The following is a 13,442-nucleotide window of genomic DNA, read 5'->3' as shown; positions in this document are numbered from 1 at the left end:
CGGCGAATTTTCTATACTTAAGCCGACGCCATGCCGAAGCGCATAGTCGGTTACAATACCCGCGCTGGCCGTCGATCTCGAATCGATACATTTACTTCCAGGATTGCTTTATGAATTATTCAGTATCAAACCAGCCCGACTTGGATTGGAGCCAAATCAGGGAGACGATCAAGCTGTTGACGGTCTCGGTGGCCCAAGTTGAGAGCAGCATTAAAGACGGCGACGAATCGGTTAACGCATTGGCCAGTACGTTTACCCATATGGTCGACGATATGCAGAAAATTCACGAGTTTTTAGCCTTGGTCGCCCCGAACGACTCGTCCGCTGCGGCTTTAGGCTATTGCGAGTCGATGCAGGACAAGATCAATCAGGCGATCGTGGCGTTTCAATTCTACGATCGCATGCAGCAATGCCTGCAGCACGTCTCGAACAACCTGAAGGGCTTGTCCGAGATCATCGAGACACCGCACCGGCTTTACAATCCGCTGGAGTGGCACAAATTTCAGGAAAGTATTCGCAGCCGCTACACGATGGAGTCGGAAAAAGTCATGTTCGACGCCATCCATCAAGGTAAGAGCATCGAAGAGGCGCTATTGTTGTTTGCTCAGGCAAGTGCACAGAGCCGTCCGGACGAGATCGAACTGTTTTAACTTTTTATCTGTTTGAATTGGCATCACTAATGAAAAATAAATGTTTGTTGGCCCTGGTCCCGTTTTTGCTTCTCGGAGCAGGTTGTAGCAGCGTAGCCGAACCACCGGTGTCAGGCAGCTCGCCGACGAAAAAGATTGCGAAAAAGCCGGCGGCAAAAGCGCCGGCAACAGCCGTCGCCCCAAAAAAACCGGCCGCAGGTCCCAACCCGACCGCAACTTATGCCATTGACAGCGGCCCCGGCAGCGTGAAAGTCGAGCCCAATTTGCCGGCCTTCCGCGCCGAACCGTTGATGCCGCCGGCCGACGTACCGCCGGCACAGCCCGGCGCGGCGGCTCCGGTAGTTCCGGCCAATCCGACTACGCCGCTGGCTACCGTGCCGGCGCCGAGATATGCGGTGGAAGACGCCGCGATTCCGAGCGGGACGCCGCCTGCCGTGCTGGCGCTGCTCAGCGAAGCCGACCGTAGTCGCAACAGCGGCGATCTGGATGCCGCTGTCGTCGTGATGGAACGCGCGCTGCGCATCGACGCTCGTAACCCGACCTTGACCTACAAACTGGCCCAATTGCGCCTGAAACAGAACAAACCGCAACTGGCCGAGGAACTGGCCGGCAAGGCGGCTCTGCTCGCAGGAAGCAACCTGGATTTGAAACGTAAAAGCTGGATGTTGATTGCCGAAGCGCGCAACATGCAGCAAAACCCGCAAGGCGCCAAACAAGCCAAAGCTAAAGCCGAAAGCTTTTTCGGTCATTAAACCGGCTGAAGTTGCAGCGGAGTCAGTGTTAGCGTGAGTAAACTGGATGAAGTGTTCGCTAGCGATGGTGCTTTGGCCGGCATCATCGCCGGTTACTCGCCGCGCGCGGCCCAGATCGAGATGGCGGAAAAAATCGCCTACGCCATCGAATCGCAACAAAACCTGATCGCCGAAGCCGGCACCGGCACCGGCAAGACCTTCGCCTACTTGATTCCGGCCATCCTGTCCGGCAAACGCGTGATCGTGTCGACCGGGACCAAAAACCTGCAAGACCAGTTGTTCAATAAAGATCTGCCGCTGATACGCAAAGCGTTGGCGAAACGGCCTTTTAAAGCCGGCTTGTTGAAAGGACGGGCCAATTATTTGTGCACCTACCGCTTGGAACAGGCGCTGAATTCCGCCTTCGGCTATAGCCGGGAAGAGGCGTCGGCGCTTGCGCAAATCAAGGCCTGGTCGAAACGGACCAAAACCGGAGACGTCTCGGAAGCGGCCGATGTCCACGATGGCGACCCGGTCTGGTTTCACGCCACGTCGACCACCGACAACTGTCTGGGTCAGAATTGCCCGGACTACGCCGATTGCTTCCTGACCAAAGCCCGCAAACAGGCGCAAGAGTCGGATATCGTCGTGGTCAACCATCATTTGTTGTGCGCGGACTGGTCGATTCGCGAGACCGGATTCGGCGAGTTGCTACCCGATGCCGATGTCGTCGTCATCGACGAAGCGCATCAATTGGCCGACACCGCCTCCAATTTTCTGGGCGTGACCATCAGCGGCAAACAGTTGACCGATCTGGCCGACGATGCCTTGGCCGAATATTTTACCGATGCCAAGGACATGCCGGACCTGCGCACGGCTTGCGAGGATTTGCAGCACGAAGTCAAGGACATGCGTTTGGCCTTTGGCTTGGAGCTGAGGCGTGGCGACTGGCAGGAGATCGAAAGTAATCCGAAAATCGCCGGCGCCTTGGAGTCCCTGCAAAAGCAGTTGGCCCGCTTGACCGACCAATTGGAGCGGGCTTCGGTGCGCAGCAAAGGCCTGGAGTCCTGCTTCGATCGGGCCGAGGCGCTGGATGCGCAACTGGATACCTTGATTAGCGACAAGGACGGCCAATGGATCAAATGGTACGAAACCTACAGCAAGTCGTTCACGCTGAGCCGGACCCCGCTGGATATCGCCAAGGAATTCCGCGGTTTCATGGCTCGCCATAAGGCCACCTGGATATTTACCTCGGCGACGCTCAGCGTCGCCAACAATTTCGTGCATTTCTCCAAGAGCTTGGGTTTGAGCGGCGCGTTGAGTCAAAGCTGGGACAGCCCATTCGATTATCCGAATCAAGCCTTGTTTTACCACCCCAAGGGCCTGCCGCAACCGAACGATCCGGACTTTACCGACAAAATCGTCGATTTTGCGTTGCCGGTGCTGGAAGCCAGCCGGGGCAGAGCATTTTTTCTGTTCACCAGCCACCGGGCCTTGCAGCGCGCCGCGCAATTGCTGGAAGGCAAACTCGACCACCCCTTGCTGGTACAAGGTACCAAGTCCAAAGGTGTGTTGCTGGATCAGTTCAAGGAGCTAGGCAATGCGGTGCTGTTGGCCACCGCCAGTTTTTGGGAAGGCGTCGACGTGCGCGGCGATGCCTTGTCCTGCGTGATTATCGACAAGCTGCCGTTTGCATCGCCGGGCGATCCGGTATTGAAAGCCCGGATGAACGCAATGGAGAAGCAGGGGCGCAACCCGTTTTTCGAACACCAATTGCCCAGTGCCATTATCATGCTGCGCCAGGGCGTGGGCCGCTTGATCCGCGACGTCAACGACCGCGGCGTGTTGATGGTTTGCGATCCGCGCTTGTTGAAACGCTCCTACGGCCAGATGTTTCTGGATAGCGTGCCGGCCATGAAACGCAGCCGCGATATCGCCGACGTCCGCCAATTTTTTGCATAACGAAGGAAAGGCTTTGAAGTTACTAGCGGTAGAAACCTCGACCGACGCCTGTTCGGCGGCATTGTTCATCAACGGCGAAATCCGGGAAGAGTTTGCCATCGCCCCGCGCGAGCACACCAAGCTGATTCTGCCGATGATCGATCGTCTGATGGCCGAGGCGCAACTGCGGCCGCAACAGTTGGATGCCATCGCCGTCAGCCGTGGTCCCGGCTCGTTTACCGGCGTTCGCATCGCCGGCGGCGTGGTACAGGGTATCGCCTACGGCGCCGATTTGCCGGTGGCGCCGGTATCGACCCTGGCCGCGATTGCTCAAGATTTCTTCAATAAGCGCAGCGATCCCGAAATTGCATTCACCGCGATGGATGCGCGGATGGGCGAGATCTTTTGGGGCGTTTATCGGCGTAGCGATTTGGGCTTGGCCGAATTGCTCGGCGCCGAAGCGGTTACGCCCGCCGCGGATATTCAGGTCGGCGATGAAACCGGCTATGGCGTTGGCTCCGGCTGGACCGAGTACGCCGAGCTGCTGGCGCAGCGATTAGGTCAGCGGCTGTTGTCCGTCGAAGCCGAAGCAATATGGCCGCGCGCCGCCTGTATCGCCCAACTCGGCGCATTTCTGTGCGCCAACGGCGGTGCGGTGCCGGTGGAGCAGGCCATGCCGGTCTATTTACGCGACAAGGTCGCGAAAAAGCAGTCGGAGAGGTAATAAATTAACGGATTCAGCAAGTTAAGTTGTGGCCGTTAGCCGGCAAGGCAAATGTCCGGCAAGGTTTTCCGCCGCTTGTGCGGTACAATGACCTTCTTTAAGCCGACTTTCTAGCCCATGGCGCAATATTTCGAAATCCACCCGAAGAATCCGCAGCCGCGGCTGATTCAACAAGCCCTGAATATTCTGCGCGACGGCGGCGTGATTGCCTATCCGACCGATACCTCATACGCGTTGGGCTGCCAGATCGGCGACAAGGCGGCGATGGATACCATCCGCGCGATTCGCCGGCTGGACGATAATCACAATTTCACATTGATTTGTACCGATTTATCGCAGGTATCGACCTTTACCAAAATGGGTAACGATGCCCATCGGCTGATCAAAAAACTGACGCCGGGGCCGTTCACGTTTTTGCTGGATGCGACGCGGGAAGTGCCGCGCCGGCTGCAACACCCGAAAAAGAAAACTATCGGCGTGCGGATACCGGATCACGTCATTGCCAGAACCTTGGTCGAGCAGTTGGGCGAGCCGTTGCTGACCACTACCCTGATCATGCCCGGCGAAACCGATGCGCTGGCCGATCCTTACGAAATCAGGCAGCGCCTGGAAAAAGAGCTGGCTCTGGTCATTGACGGCGGCGTGATCGAACACCAATCGACCACGGTAATCGCCTGCGGCGATAAAACCATCGAAATAGTCAGGCAAGGTATCGGTATCGCGCCGATGTTGGAGTAAAAGCGATGATGGACGAATTAACTCTGGTGCAGCGCATCGTGGTCTGGATCTTACCGGTGATTTTTGCGATTACCGTGCATGAAGTGGCTCACGGCTGGGTTGCCAAACTGTTGGGCGACAATACCGCGGCGTCGCAAGGCCGGTTGACGGTGAATCCGCTCAAGCATATCGATATCTTGGGAACCCTGATTATTCCAGGCTTGTTGCTGCTGACTTTCACCGGGTTCGTATTCGGTTGGGCCAAGCCGGTGCCGGTCGATCCGCGTAACTTCAAGAAACCGTTACAGGGTATGGCCTGGGTGGCCTTGGCCGGACCGGTGTCCAACCTGTTGATGGCCGCGGCCTGGGCGTTGATCGCCAGGCTGGGGGTGATGCTGGAAATCGAATTTATTTCGATGCCTTTTATCTACAGCGGCGTGGCCGGCATCAGCATCAACCTGGTATTGGCCTTGATCAATATGTTGCCGATCCCACCACTGGACGGCAGCCGGATATTGTCCGGTATGCTGCCGCATTACTGGGCCTGGCAATACAACCGCTTGGAACGTTTCGGTTTTGTGATTTTGCTGATTCTGTTGGCGACCGATGTCTTGAAATACATCCTGGCCTACCCGTTGTATTACGCCCAGCAATTGTTTTTCAGTCTGGCGGGAATTTAGGTTTGAACGAAACCGCGTTAGCTGTCGAGCCGGTAGCGGCGCCGTTGGCCTTGGTCCAAGGCCAACCCTTCCAGGAACTGCCGGAAGACCTTTACATTCCGCCTGACGCGCTGGAAGTGTTTCTCGACGCCTTCGAAGGGCCGCTGGACTTGCTGCTGTATTTGATTCGCCGTCAAAACCTGGATATTCTCGACATTCCTATCGCGCAGATCACCCGGCAATACATTGCCTACATCGAGATGATGGAAAACCTGCGCTTGGAACTGGCCGCCGAATATTTAGTCATGGCGGCCTTGCTGGCCGAGATCAAATCGCGGATGTTGTTGCCGCGCCAGCCGGAGAGCGAGGAAGAGGAAGAAGACCCCAGGGCGTTTTTGATCCGCAAATTGCAGGAATACGAGGCGATCAAGAAAGTCGCCGAAGAAATCGATCTGTTGCCCAGAAACGAGCGCGACACCTTCGAATTCGGCGTCGACACCTCGACTGTCAACGTTCGGCAGATCCTGCCGGACGTGGAACTCAAGGAATTATTGCTGGCCTTTCAGGACGTGTTGAAGCGCGCCGAACGGCTCAGCCACCACCACATAACCAAAGAGCCTCTATCAGTCCGTGAACGAATGGCAGCCATTTTGGAAAAACTTAACCGAGCAGATATCCTCCCTTTCCCAGCGTGTTTTACCCGAGGTGAAGGAAAAAACGGGGTGGTTGTCGCGTTTCTTGCCATCCTTGAACTCTCCAAGGAACGAGTCATCGACATCTTCCAGCCCGAGCCCTACGCCGGCATCCACGTCCGCTTCCGAGTCAATAGCAGCACTGGCGATTGAGCCGCCGCCAACCGCCAACCTTGCCGACCATGTTAGCCCGCCAACCAAGCCTCGCGCCCCGCGCAAGCCGCGGATCAAACCCGAGCCGGTCAAAATTTTGGTACCGGTCAAGCGTCGGGCAGTACGGTTGCCGCCCGGCTGGAGCGGCGAACGTCGACTCCAACTGCAGCCGCGCGAAGCGCCGGCACTCCTTGCCAAACCTGCGGGCCGGCGTGCGGTACGCTTGCCGCCTACTTGGCAAAGCGATTGGCGTAAACCGGAAAGCGAACATAAATCCGAATGCATCATTGCCCGCCGCCGCTCTACCCGCCTACCGCCGCAATGGGCTGCCGTCATCCGCGCCAGCGAACACCAGGCCATCATTGTCGAACGCCATTTGCCGGCGCCGGAACGGGTTAAAGACTGCGACATGAACACCAAACGCATTGTCGAAGCCATTTTGTTCGCCGCGAATCGGCCGATGACCATCCGTCAGATTCAGGAGACCTTTCCGGAACTGGAACAGCCGGACACACTGACGATTCAGATGGCCCTGGAAGACATCGCCCGCGATTACGCCGACCGGCCGATCGGCCTCCGGCAACTGGCCAGCGGTTACCGGTTTCAGGTGCGCGAAGGCCTATCGCCTTATGTGACCCGGCTATTCGAGGAAAAACCGGCCCGCTATTCGCGCGCGCTATTGGAAACCCTGGCCATCATCGCCTACCGTCAGCCGGTGACCCGTGGCGAAATCGAGGACATTCGCGGCGTCAGCGTCAGCAGTTCCATCATTCAGACTTTGCTGGAACGGGAGTGGATTCGGGTGATCGCGCATAAGGAGGTGCCGGGCCGGCCGGCCTTGTTCGGCACCACCAAACTATTTCTGGATTATTTCAATTTAACTTCGTTGAACGACTTACCGACCTTGCAAGAAATCGCCGATTTCGATTTCGGTAATCCGCCGCAACCGCAGACCGAGCAGGACCACAGTGAAAGATCGCAAACCGTCGAAACCGCACCAACCGTCAACCCGTCCGGAGCACCGGAAGCCGATGGAACCGAACCGCAAACCGAAGTCGGCGCCAATGCGCAAGCCGAAACCGGCTCCGGCGGCGAAAAAGGCGTCACCCTCCACTGACAACGTAACAGCGGGCGGCGAACGGATTCAAAAATTGCTGGCCCGCGCCGGTTTGGGCTCCCGGCGGGAAATCGAGCGCTGGATCGGCGAAGGCAAGCTGTTGGTGAACGGCAACGCGGTGCAATTGGGCTATCACCTGAAACCGGGCGACCATTTGCAAATCAACGGTCGCATCGTCAAATGGGAAAAATACGCCGAACAGCCGACCCGGGTGTTGGTTTACCACAAACCGGTCGGCGAGTTGGTGACGCGTCGCGATCCGGAAGGCCGGCCGGTGATATTTACCCAACTGCCGCGACTCCAGGTCGGACGCTGGATCGCGGTCGGCCGGCTGGACATCAACACCTCCGGCTTGATTCTGGTCACCAACAACGGTGAATTGGCCAACCGCTTGATGCATCCGTCGCGGGAAGTGGAGCGCGAATACGCGGTGCGTATCCTGGGCGAAGTCGACGATGCCATGCTGGAACGTCTGAAACAAGGCGTCGAGCTGGACGACGGCCCGGCGCATTTCGAAGACGTCAGTTTCTACGCCGGCGAGGGCGCCAACAAATGGTACTACGCAACGGTCAAACAGGGCCGCAACCGCTTGGTAAGGCGGCTATGGGAATCGCAAGGCGTCAAAGTCAGCCGCCTGATCCGGGTCCGCTACGGCGACATCACGCTGCCGGAGCGGGTCAGGGCGCATTCGTTTTATGAATTGGAACCCAAGGAATTGCAGGGATTGATGGAGTTTGTGGGGTTGTAGTCTGAGGAATTCCGCATTTCCTGAGCTCGCGCGGGATAGTCTGTAACAGCTTCAGTTCCCGGATCGTTGAAAAAGCGGTTCCATCCTTCGACTGTCCAAGTGCAAGAGTTTTACAGGGCCAACTGTTTTTAAGATCAACAGTAGCTGGCTACCGCTCAGCTTGATCGATTACCGGTTTGCGAAAGCGTAAAGTCATGCGGTCGCTTTCGCCGATGGCGGCGTATTTCGCCCGGTTTTTCGCGCCGAGGCTGAAGTTGGGCGGTAAATTCCAGACTCCGCTCTCATGGTCTTTCGTATCTGCCGGATTGGCGTTGATTTCGCTGGCGGCTTCCAGCTCAAATCCGGCCTGTTCGGCCCAGGCAATCACTTGGCTTTGCGTGGTGTAACCGGCACTGCCGCCGTTGGCTGCATCCGGATTGGCCCGATGTTCGACGAAGCCCAGAATGCCGCCGGGCTTCAACACGTCGAAAAAGCCGCGAAACATCGGTTCTGCAGTACCGTTTTCCCGCCAATTATGCACATTGCGAAAGGTTAGTACCCTGTCGGCCGAGCCGGGCGGGCCGAATATGGGTTTGCCTTCGTCGAAGCGGCGGATTTCCGGTCTGCCGTAAATTCGGGGTAAACGCGCCAGTTTGATTTTCAGGGTTTTGAGTTGCCGCTGGTAATAGTGTTGCGAACTTGAGTTAACGGCACTGTCCGGTTCGATCACTGCCGCGACGTAATGGCCGTTTTCCTTTAGGAAAGGCGCCAGTATTTCGGTATACCAACCGCTGCCGGGGATGATTTCGATCACGGTCTGATCGGGATTGACCTCGAAAAAGCTTAAAGTTTGTGCCGGATGCCGCCAAATGTCGCGGGCGACGTTGGCCGGCTCGCGCCAGTGTCCGGCGATCGCGGCTTCCAGGGTAGAGCTTGCCGGCGCGGAAGTTTCGTTGGGCGGAGTACAGGCCGCCAAAGCGGTAAGGATGCATAAATGAATGCTTCTTGCCATCGGTTTCGGCCTTGTTTCCGGGAAGGGAGTCGGCTCGAGGCCTGGGCGTTCAATATAACGTGTTCGCGGCCATCGTCAACCCAGCCAAACCGGAGGGTAGGTGCCGATCTTTGTCATCTCGACCTTCCAGCCTAATCCGGGCGAATCGAGATACCTTGTGCTCAATTGATTTCGTTTAGCACGTCTTCCTCGGCGTAGAATCGGTTTTCGGTGATGACGTCGGCGGCGATGCGATTGTTGAGCAGGTTGTCGACGTCGTCCAGCACGCGGTCGACGATGTTCGGGATTTCGGCGCGTTCGGCCGATTTTTGCAACGCGTTACCCCATATCCCGACGTGCCGGGTCGTGATGCGGCGCACGCTATTGTCTTTGGCCCATTCTGCGGCGATGGCGATGCCCAATCGGCGCAGTTTGGCTGCTATTTCGCGTTTGACGCCGGGGTCTGTAATTTTGCCGGCCAAATCCCGGCTGATTTGGTTCCAGCCGGTCGGATACAGGTCCCAGCCCTGGTAAAAACGTTCGACCCAGGCCAGGTATTGGTCCAGGCTTTGCAGCTCGGCATTGCGGTGGTCTTGCAGGTAAAACTCGGCAAACCCGGCTTGCGCCGGCAAGCTGGCCGGCCATGCCGCGTGCCGGTCGGCGCTGGTCGCACAGCCACCCAGCCAGCCCATCGCCAACAAAATCAGAATACGGATTGTCATGGCACGTGTCCGGAGCCGGGAATAAAGCCTGGATTTTAGGGCGCGGCCGTGACAGGACGGTTAAGGTCCGGTTACGGTTATTTGACGCAAGCCAAACGCCTCCGGCTCAAAACAATTCGAAGCGGGCCAGGTAACCGAAGTGGTCGGATACGGCCGGATAAAACTCGTCGTTGAAAATCGGCGTCATTTCGCGGACCCGCAACGGCTGGCCCTTACGTTTGAAGATGTAATCAATGCGCCGCGGCGGACTGTGGCGCCAGCCGTCGATCTGGCCGCGGAAAGTCGGTTCGTAAAACCGCTGCGGATGCAGTTCGTGATATTGGTCGACGTATTCGCTGTTGCCGACGATTTGATGGTAGGCCTGCTCGCCGGCTGGAGCATTGAAATCGCCGACCATCAAATCGCCGCGGACGCCGAAATGGTAACGCGACCCGATCAGCCATTTCAGCTGTTCGTATTCCTGATGGAAGCCGTGGTGGGCCCAGCTCAAATGCACGTTGGCCAAGTGCAGCAGGCCGAAGCGGGGCAGGTCGATGCAGCTCAGCGTGACATTGCGCGACATGTAATTGTCTTTGCCGCAATCGTGCGACACGTACGCCGAATAATTGTGCCGCAGCGGATGGCGGCTGAGTATGGCGGTGCCTTCCCGCCAGTTTCGAAAGCCGATGTGACTCCAGTCCTGGTGGATGTGGAACCAATGCCCCCATTCCCGCAAGCGTCGGCAAATCCGGAATGCCATGTTCGACGGCGCCTCACCATAAGGCTGGGTAATAGGATCGTACCGGTATTCGCCGACTTCCTGAAAGCAGATCGCGTCTATGCCTTGTTGGGCAACGGCTTCGGCGATGATGTGCACCTCGCGTTCGTGCAGGTGCATGGTTTCGAAGCAGTTGTGGCGGGGGTGTTGCTGGTAGGTATGCAGATTCAGCGTCAGTAGCGAAAACACCGCCGCTCCAGCCGAAAACGGTTTAACCCAATTTGGCGAATTCGGTTTGCAGCGTGGTCAGAAAGGTTTCCCGCGCGACTTGGGCGATGCCCAATTGTTGTTGCAGCCGCTGAATCTCGGCGTCGACGATTTGCAGATTGGCCAGTTGCGCTTTGGCAAGCTCGCTAAGGCTGTCGATCGGGTGGGTTTTGTCGCCTATGGTCAGGGTTGGAGAAGTGGTGTTGGTGTCAGTCATCGAATAAATCCGGAAGTGGTCAAGTAAGCCGGCCCGACTGCCGGGCCGAATCTTATTCCAGTTTAATCGGGAAATATTACAAATTTGTTAGCGTTGGCAGCATGCCGGAAATGGCCGCTGTCATAAATCGGTCATCTGGCCGACGTATCCTCGATCGGTATCTTCAACTTCCGGCCGCGGCCGCTCGACCATGCAACACTCGGCAACCGTACACGGCAGAAGCGTCCGTTTCGCCGATCTGCGTACCTTGATGGCCAAGGCCTCGCCCAGACGGGCGGCCGACGAATTGGCCGGATTGGCGGCAGAATCGGAATTCGAGCGCGCCGTCGCCCAGCAAATTCTGGCCGATGTGCCGCTGAGCGAGTTTCTGGAGCAACCCTTGATTCCGCCGGAACGCGACGAGGTCAGCCGATTGATTCTGGAACGTCACGATCCGGCGGCCTTTGCACCGGTGGCGGCGTTGTCGGTCGGCGAATTCCGCGACTGGCTGTTGGCCGATACCGGCGACCTGACGGCTTTGGCCGCCGGCTTGACGCCGGAAATGGTGGCGGCGGTCAGCAAGATCATGCGAAATCAGGATTTGATCGCGGTAGCGCGCCGCCTTCGCGTGGTCAGCCGGTTTCGCAACACGCTGGGTTTGGCCGGGCGCCTATCGACCCGCTTGCAACCCAACCACCCGACCGACGACCCGCGCGGCATCGCCGCCAGCATCATCGACGGTTTGCTTTACGGTAGCGGCGATGCGGTGATCGGCATCAATCCGGCCACCGACAATCTGCACAACGTGCGCACCTTACTGGAATTGCTCGACGACGCAATCGGCCGTTACCAAATTCCGACCCAGTCCTGCGTACTGTGCCACGTGACGACGGCAATGGAGTTGATGCAACGCGGCGCACCTGTCGACCTGGTGTTCCAATCCATCGCCGGCACCGAGGCGGCCAACCGTAGTTTCGGTATCGATCTGGCGCTGTTGGGTGAGGCCAAAGCGATGGCCGAAGCGCTGAACCGAGGCGAGGTCGGCAATCAGGTGATGTATTTCGAAACCGGCCAGGGTAGCGCGCTGTCCGCCAACGCCCACCACGGCGTCGACGCCCAAACCTGCGAGGCGCGGGCTTACGCCGTGGCGCGCGAGTTCTCGCCGTTGCTGGTCAATACCGTGGTCGGCTTCATCGGCCCGGAATATCTGTACGACGGCAAACAAATCCTCCGCGCCGGCTTGGAAGACCACTTCTGCGGCAAATTGCTCGGCCTGCCGATGGGCTGCGACGTCTGCTACACCAACCACGCCGAAGCCGACCAGAACGATATGGACAACTTATTGACCTTGCTCGGCGTCGCCGGCTGCAATTTCATTATGGGCATACCCGGCGCCGACGACGTGATGCTGGCTTACCAGAGCACCTCGTTTCACGATGCCTTATATCTGCGCCAAGTGCTGGGCTTGCGGCCGGCGCCGGAATTCGAAGCCTGGCTGGAGCGGATGGGCATTTTCGACGGCGAGAACCGGCTGGCGGACTTGCGTGCCAAAGCCCCGTTGTTGAGCCGGTTCGCGGCCTTGCTCGAATAATGTCCGCGCCCGACCCCTGGTTCGAACTCCGGCGTTACACTCAGGCCCGCATCGGCCAGGGCCGGGCCGGCTGCGCCACGCCGACCGCGGCGCAACTCGAATTCCAACTGGCCCACGCGCTGGCGCGGGACGCAGTGCATCAGCCCTGGCAAGTCGGCGATTTTGCCGAGGCTTTGGCGGCAACGGGTTGGCAAACCTTGCGCTTGGCAACGCCGATCCACAGCCGGCAGCATTATCTACAACGGCCCGATCTCGGCCGCGTCCTGGACCAGACTAGCCGCGACAGCTTGCAAAAACTGGACTTGCCGGCCGCGGATGTTGCGCTGGTCGTAACCAACGGCTTGTCCTCAGCCGCCGTCGAACAGCACGGCCTAGCGCTATTGGCGGCGATAGTCGCGGCCTACGCCAAGTGTTCGCTGAGCTTGGGCCCGATCTGCCTGGTGCCGGACGCGCGGGTCGCGGTCGCCGACGAAATCGGCGCTTTGCTGGGGGCGAAACTGGCGGTGATTGTCGTCGGCGAACGGCCGGGTCTGAGTGCGGCGGACAGTCTGGGCATTTACTTGACCTACGCCCCGCAACCGGGTCGCACCGACGCCGAACGCAATTGTCTTTCCAATATTCGCCCACCCGCAGGCATGAGCTACACCGCTGCGGCGGCCAAATTGGCTTATCTGAGCTGCCAAGCGTTACAGCGGCAACTGTCCGGCGTGGCGTTGAAAGACGATACTAACGATATCGCTATTGCGGCCGCTCCGGGTCGCGCCAACCTCAAGCCCTTGAGTTAATTTTCAGTCCGGTTGTAGATATCCGGCCTTACTGTTTTACCGATCAAGGTCCAACGCACCGCGCCTGCGCTGACCGCCAGAT

General features: G+C 58.3%; 15 protein-coding genes. 11 read left to right on the top strand and 4 right to left on the bottom strand.

The features are described from left to right. The first annotated feature begins 110 nt into the window (after positions 1-110). The 9 genes from C2U68_RS05865 (at position 111) to rluB (ending at position 8,132) form a co-directional block, all read left to right on the top strand. Entirely contained in the window at positions 111-650 is a 540-nt protein-coding gene (locus tag C2U68_RS05865; protein ID WP_140911581.1) for a hypothetical protein, read from the top strand. A gap of 245 nt (positions 651-895) precedes the next feature. Continuing rightward, complete coding sequence (locus C2U68_RS05860; RefSeq protein WP_260839233.1) at positions 896-1,402, top strand: tetratricopeptide repeat protein; 507 nt, start codon at positions 896-898, stop codon at positions 1,400-1,402. A gap of 120 nt (positions 1,403-1,522) precedes the next feature. Further along, a complete protein-coding gene (locus C2U68_RS05855) occupies positions 1,523-3,343 on the top strand; it encodes an ATP-dependent DNA helicase (protein WP_409563845.1) in 1,821 nt (606 codons plus the stop codon). Positions 3,344-3,356: 13 nt separating this feature from the next. Continuing rightward, positions 3,357-4,046 (top strand): tRNA (adenosine(37)-N6)-threonylcarbamoyltransferase complex dimerization subunit type 1 TsaB, encoded by a 690-nt coding sequence (gene tsaB / locus C2U68_RS05850; protein WP_140911578.1) that lies wholly within the window; start codon positions 3,357-3,359, stop codon positions 4,044-4,046. 117 nt (positions 4,047-4,163) lie between these two features. Continuing rightward, complete coding sequence (locus C2U68_RS05845; RefSeq protein ID WP_140911577.1) at positions 4,164-4,784, top strand: L-threonylcarbamoyladenylate synthase; 621 nt, start codon at positions 4,164-4,166, stop codon at positions 4,782-4,784. Between the two features lie 5 nt (positions 4,785-4,789). After that, positions 4,790-5,443, top strand: coding sequence for a site-2 protease family protein (locus C2U68_RS05840; RefSeq protein WP_140911576.1), 654 nt, complete (start codon positions 4,790-4,792; stop codon positions 5,441-5,443). A gap of 2 nt (positions 5,444-5,445) precedes the next feature. After that, a complete protein-coding gene (locus tag C2U68_RS05835; protein ID WP_140911575.1) occupies positions 5,446-6,267 on the top strand; it encodes a segregation and condensation protein A in 822 nt (273 codons plus the stop codon). A gap of 223 nt (positions 6,268-6,490) precedes the next feature. Then, positions 6,491-7,384, top strand: a complete 894-nt coding sequence (gene scpB, locus C2U68_RS05830) for an SMC-Scp complex subunit ScpB (protein ID WP_313901402.1) — start codon at positions 6,491-6,493, stop codon at positions 7,382-7,384. Continuing rightward, the gene (rluB, locus tag C2U68_RS05825) at positions 7,332-8,132 is read left to right on the top strand and encodes a 23S rRNA pseudouridine(2605) synthase RluB (RefSeq protein WP_260839232.1); all 801 of its coding nucleotides are present in this window, start codon (positions 7,332-7,334) and stop codon (positions 8,130-8,132) included. Before scpB ends, rluB begins: the two co-directional genes overlap by 53 nt. 148 nt (positions 8,133-8,280) lie before the next feature. On the opposite strand, the gene C2U68_RS05820 is transcribed toward rluB, so the two are convergent. The 4 genes from C2U68_RS05820 to C2U68_RS05805 all read right to left on the bottom strand — a co-directional run bounded on the left by C2U68_RS05820 (position 8,281) and on the right by C2U68_RS05805 (position 11,005). Further along, positions 8,281-9,123 carry a class I SAM-dependent methyltransferase gene (locus C2U68_RS05820; RefSeq protein ID WP_260839231.1) on the bottom strand — a complete coding sequence of 281 codons (843 nt, stop codon included), beginning with the start codon at positions 9,121-9,123 and terminating at the stop codon, positions 8,281-8,283. Between the two features lie 161 nt (positions 9,124-9,284). Then, positions 9,285-9,824 (bottom strand): hypothetical protein, encoded by a 540-nt coding sequence (locus tag C2U68_RS05815; protein ID WP_140911574.1) that lies wholly within the window; start codon positions 9,822-9,824, stop codon positions 9,285-9,287. 106 nt (positions 9,825-9,930) lie between these two features. Then, positions 9,931-10,770 carry an endonuclease/exonuclease/phosphatase family protein gene (locus C2U68_RS05810; protein WP_260839230.1) on the bottom strand — a complete coding sequence of 280 codons (840 nt, stop codon included), beginning with the start codon at positions 10,768-10,770 and terminating at the stop codon, positions 9,931-9,933. Between the two features lie 22 nt (positions 10,771-10,792). Further along, positions 10,793-11,005 carry a DUF6447 family protein gene (locus C2U68_RS05805; protein WP_140911573.1) on the bottom strand — a complete coding sequence of 71 codons (213 nt, stop codon included), beginning with the start codon at positions 11,003-11,005 and terminating at the stop codon, positions 10,793-10,795. Between the two features lie 190 nt (positions 11,006-11,195). Here C2U68_RS05805 and C2U68_RS05800 point away from each other — a divergent pair, with 190 nt between their 5' ends. Together C2U68_RS05800 and eutC are read left to right on the top strand one after the other, a co-directional pair. Then, complete coding sequence (locus C2U68_RS05800; protein ID WP_140911572.1) at positions 11,196-12,575, top strand: ethanolamine ammonia-lyase subunit EutB; 1,380 nt, start codon at positions 11,196-11,198, stop codon at positions 12,573-12,575. Next, complete coding sequence (gene eutC, locus C2U68_RS05795) at positions 12,575-13,360, top strand: ethanolamine ammonia-lyase subunit EutC (protein ID WP_140911571.1); 786 nt, start codon at positions 12,575-12,577, stop codon at positions 13,358-13,360. The genes C2U68_RS05800 and eutC overlap by 1 nt, the downstream gene beginning before the upstream one ends. The last annotated feature ends 82 nt before the right edge of the window (positions 13,361-13,442 follow it).

This window comes from Methylomonas koyamae, assembly GCF_006483455.1.
In the GTDB taxonomy this organism is placed as follows: domain Bacteria; phylum Pseudomonadota; class Gammaproteobacteria; order Methylococcales; family Methylomonadaceae; genus Methylomonas; species Methylomonas koyamae_B.
Note: the sequence above shows the minus strand (reverse complement) of the source record. Positions and strands in the feature narration are given on the sequence as shown.

What these genes read in the sequence shown, in the direction of transcription:
- C2U68_RS05865 (WP_140911581.1), top strand. Translation starts at nt 111, where the DNA reads ATGAATTATTCAGTATCAAACCAGCCCGACTTGGATTGGAGCCAAATC.
- C2U68_RS05855 (WP_409563845.1), top strand. Translation starts at nt 1,523, where the DNA reads ATGGCGGAAAAAATCGCCTACGCCATCGAATCGCAACAAAACCTGATC.
- C2U68_RS05845 (WP_140911577.1), top strand. Translation starts at nt 4,164, where the DNA reads ATGGCGCAATATTTCGAAATCCACCCGAAGAATCCGCAGCCGCGGCTG.
- C2U68_RS05840 (WP_140911576.1), top strand. Translation starts at nt 4,790, where the DNA reads ATGATGGACGAATTAACTCTGGTGCAGCGCATCGTGGTCTGGATCTTA.
- rluB (WP_260839232.1), top strand. Translation starts at nt 7,332, where the DNA reads ATGCGCAAGCCGAAACCGGCTCCGGCGGCGAAAAAGGCGTCACCCTCC.
- C2U68_RS05820 (WP_260839231.1), bottom strand. Translation starts at nt 9,123, where the DNA reads ATGGCAAGAAGCATTCATTTATGCATCCTTACCGCTTTGGCGGCCTGT.
- C2U68_RS05815 (WP_140911574.1), bottom strand. Translation starts at nt 9,824, where the DNA reads ATGACAATCCGTATTCTGATTTTGTTGGCGATGGGCTGGCTGGGTGGC.
- C2U68_RS05805 (WP_140911573.1), bottom strand. Translation starts at nt 11,005, where the DNA reads ATGACTGACACCAACACCACTTCTCCAACCCTGACCATAGGCGACAAA.
- C2U68_RS05800 (WP_140911572.1), top strand. Translation starts at nt 11,196, where the DNA reads ATGCAACACTCGGCAACCGTACACGGCAGAAGCGTCCGTTTCGCCGAT.
- eutC (WP_140911571.1), top strand. Translation starts at nt 12,575, where the DNA reads ATGTCCGCGCCCGACCCCTGGTTCGAACTCCGGCGTTACACTCAGGCC.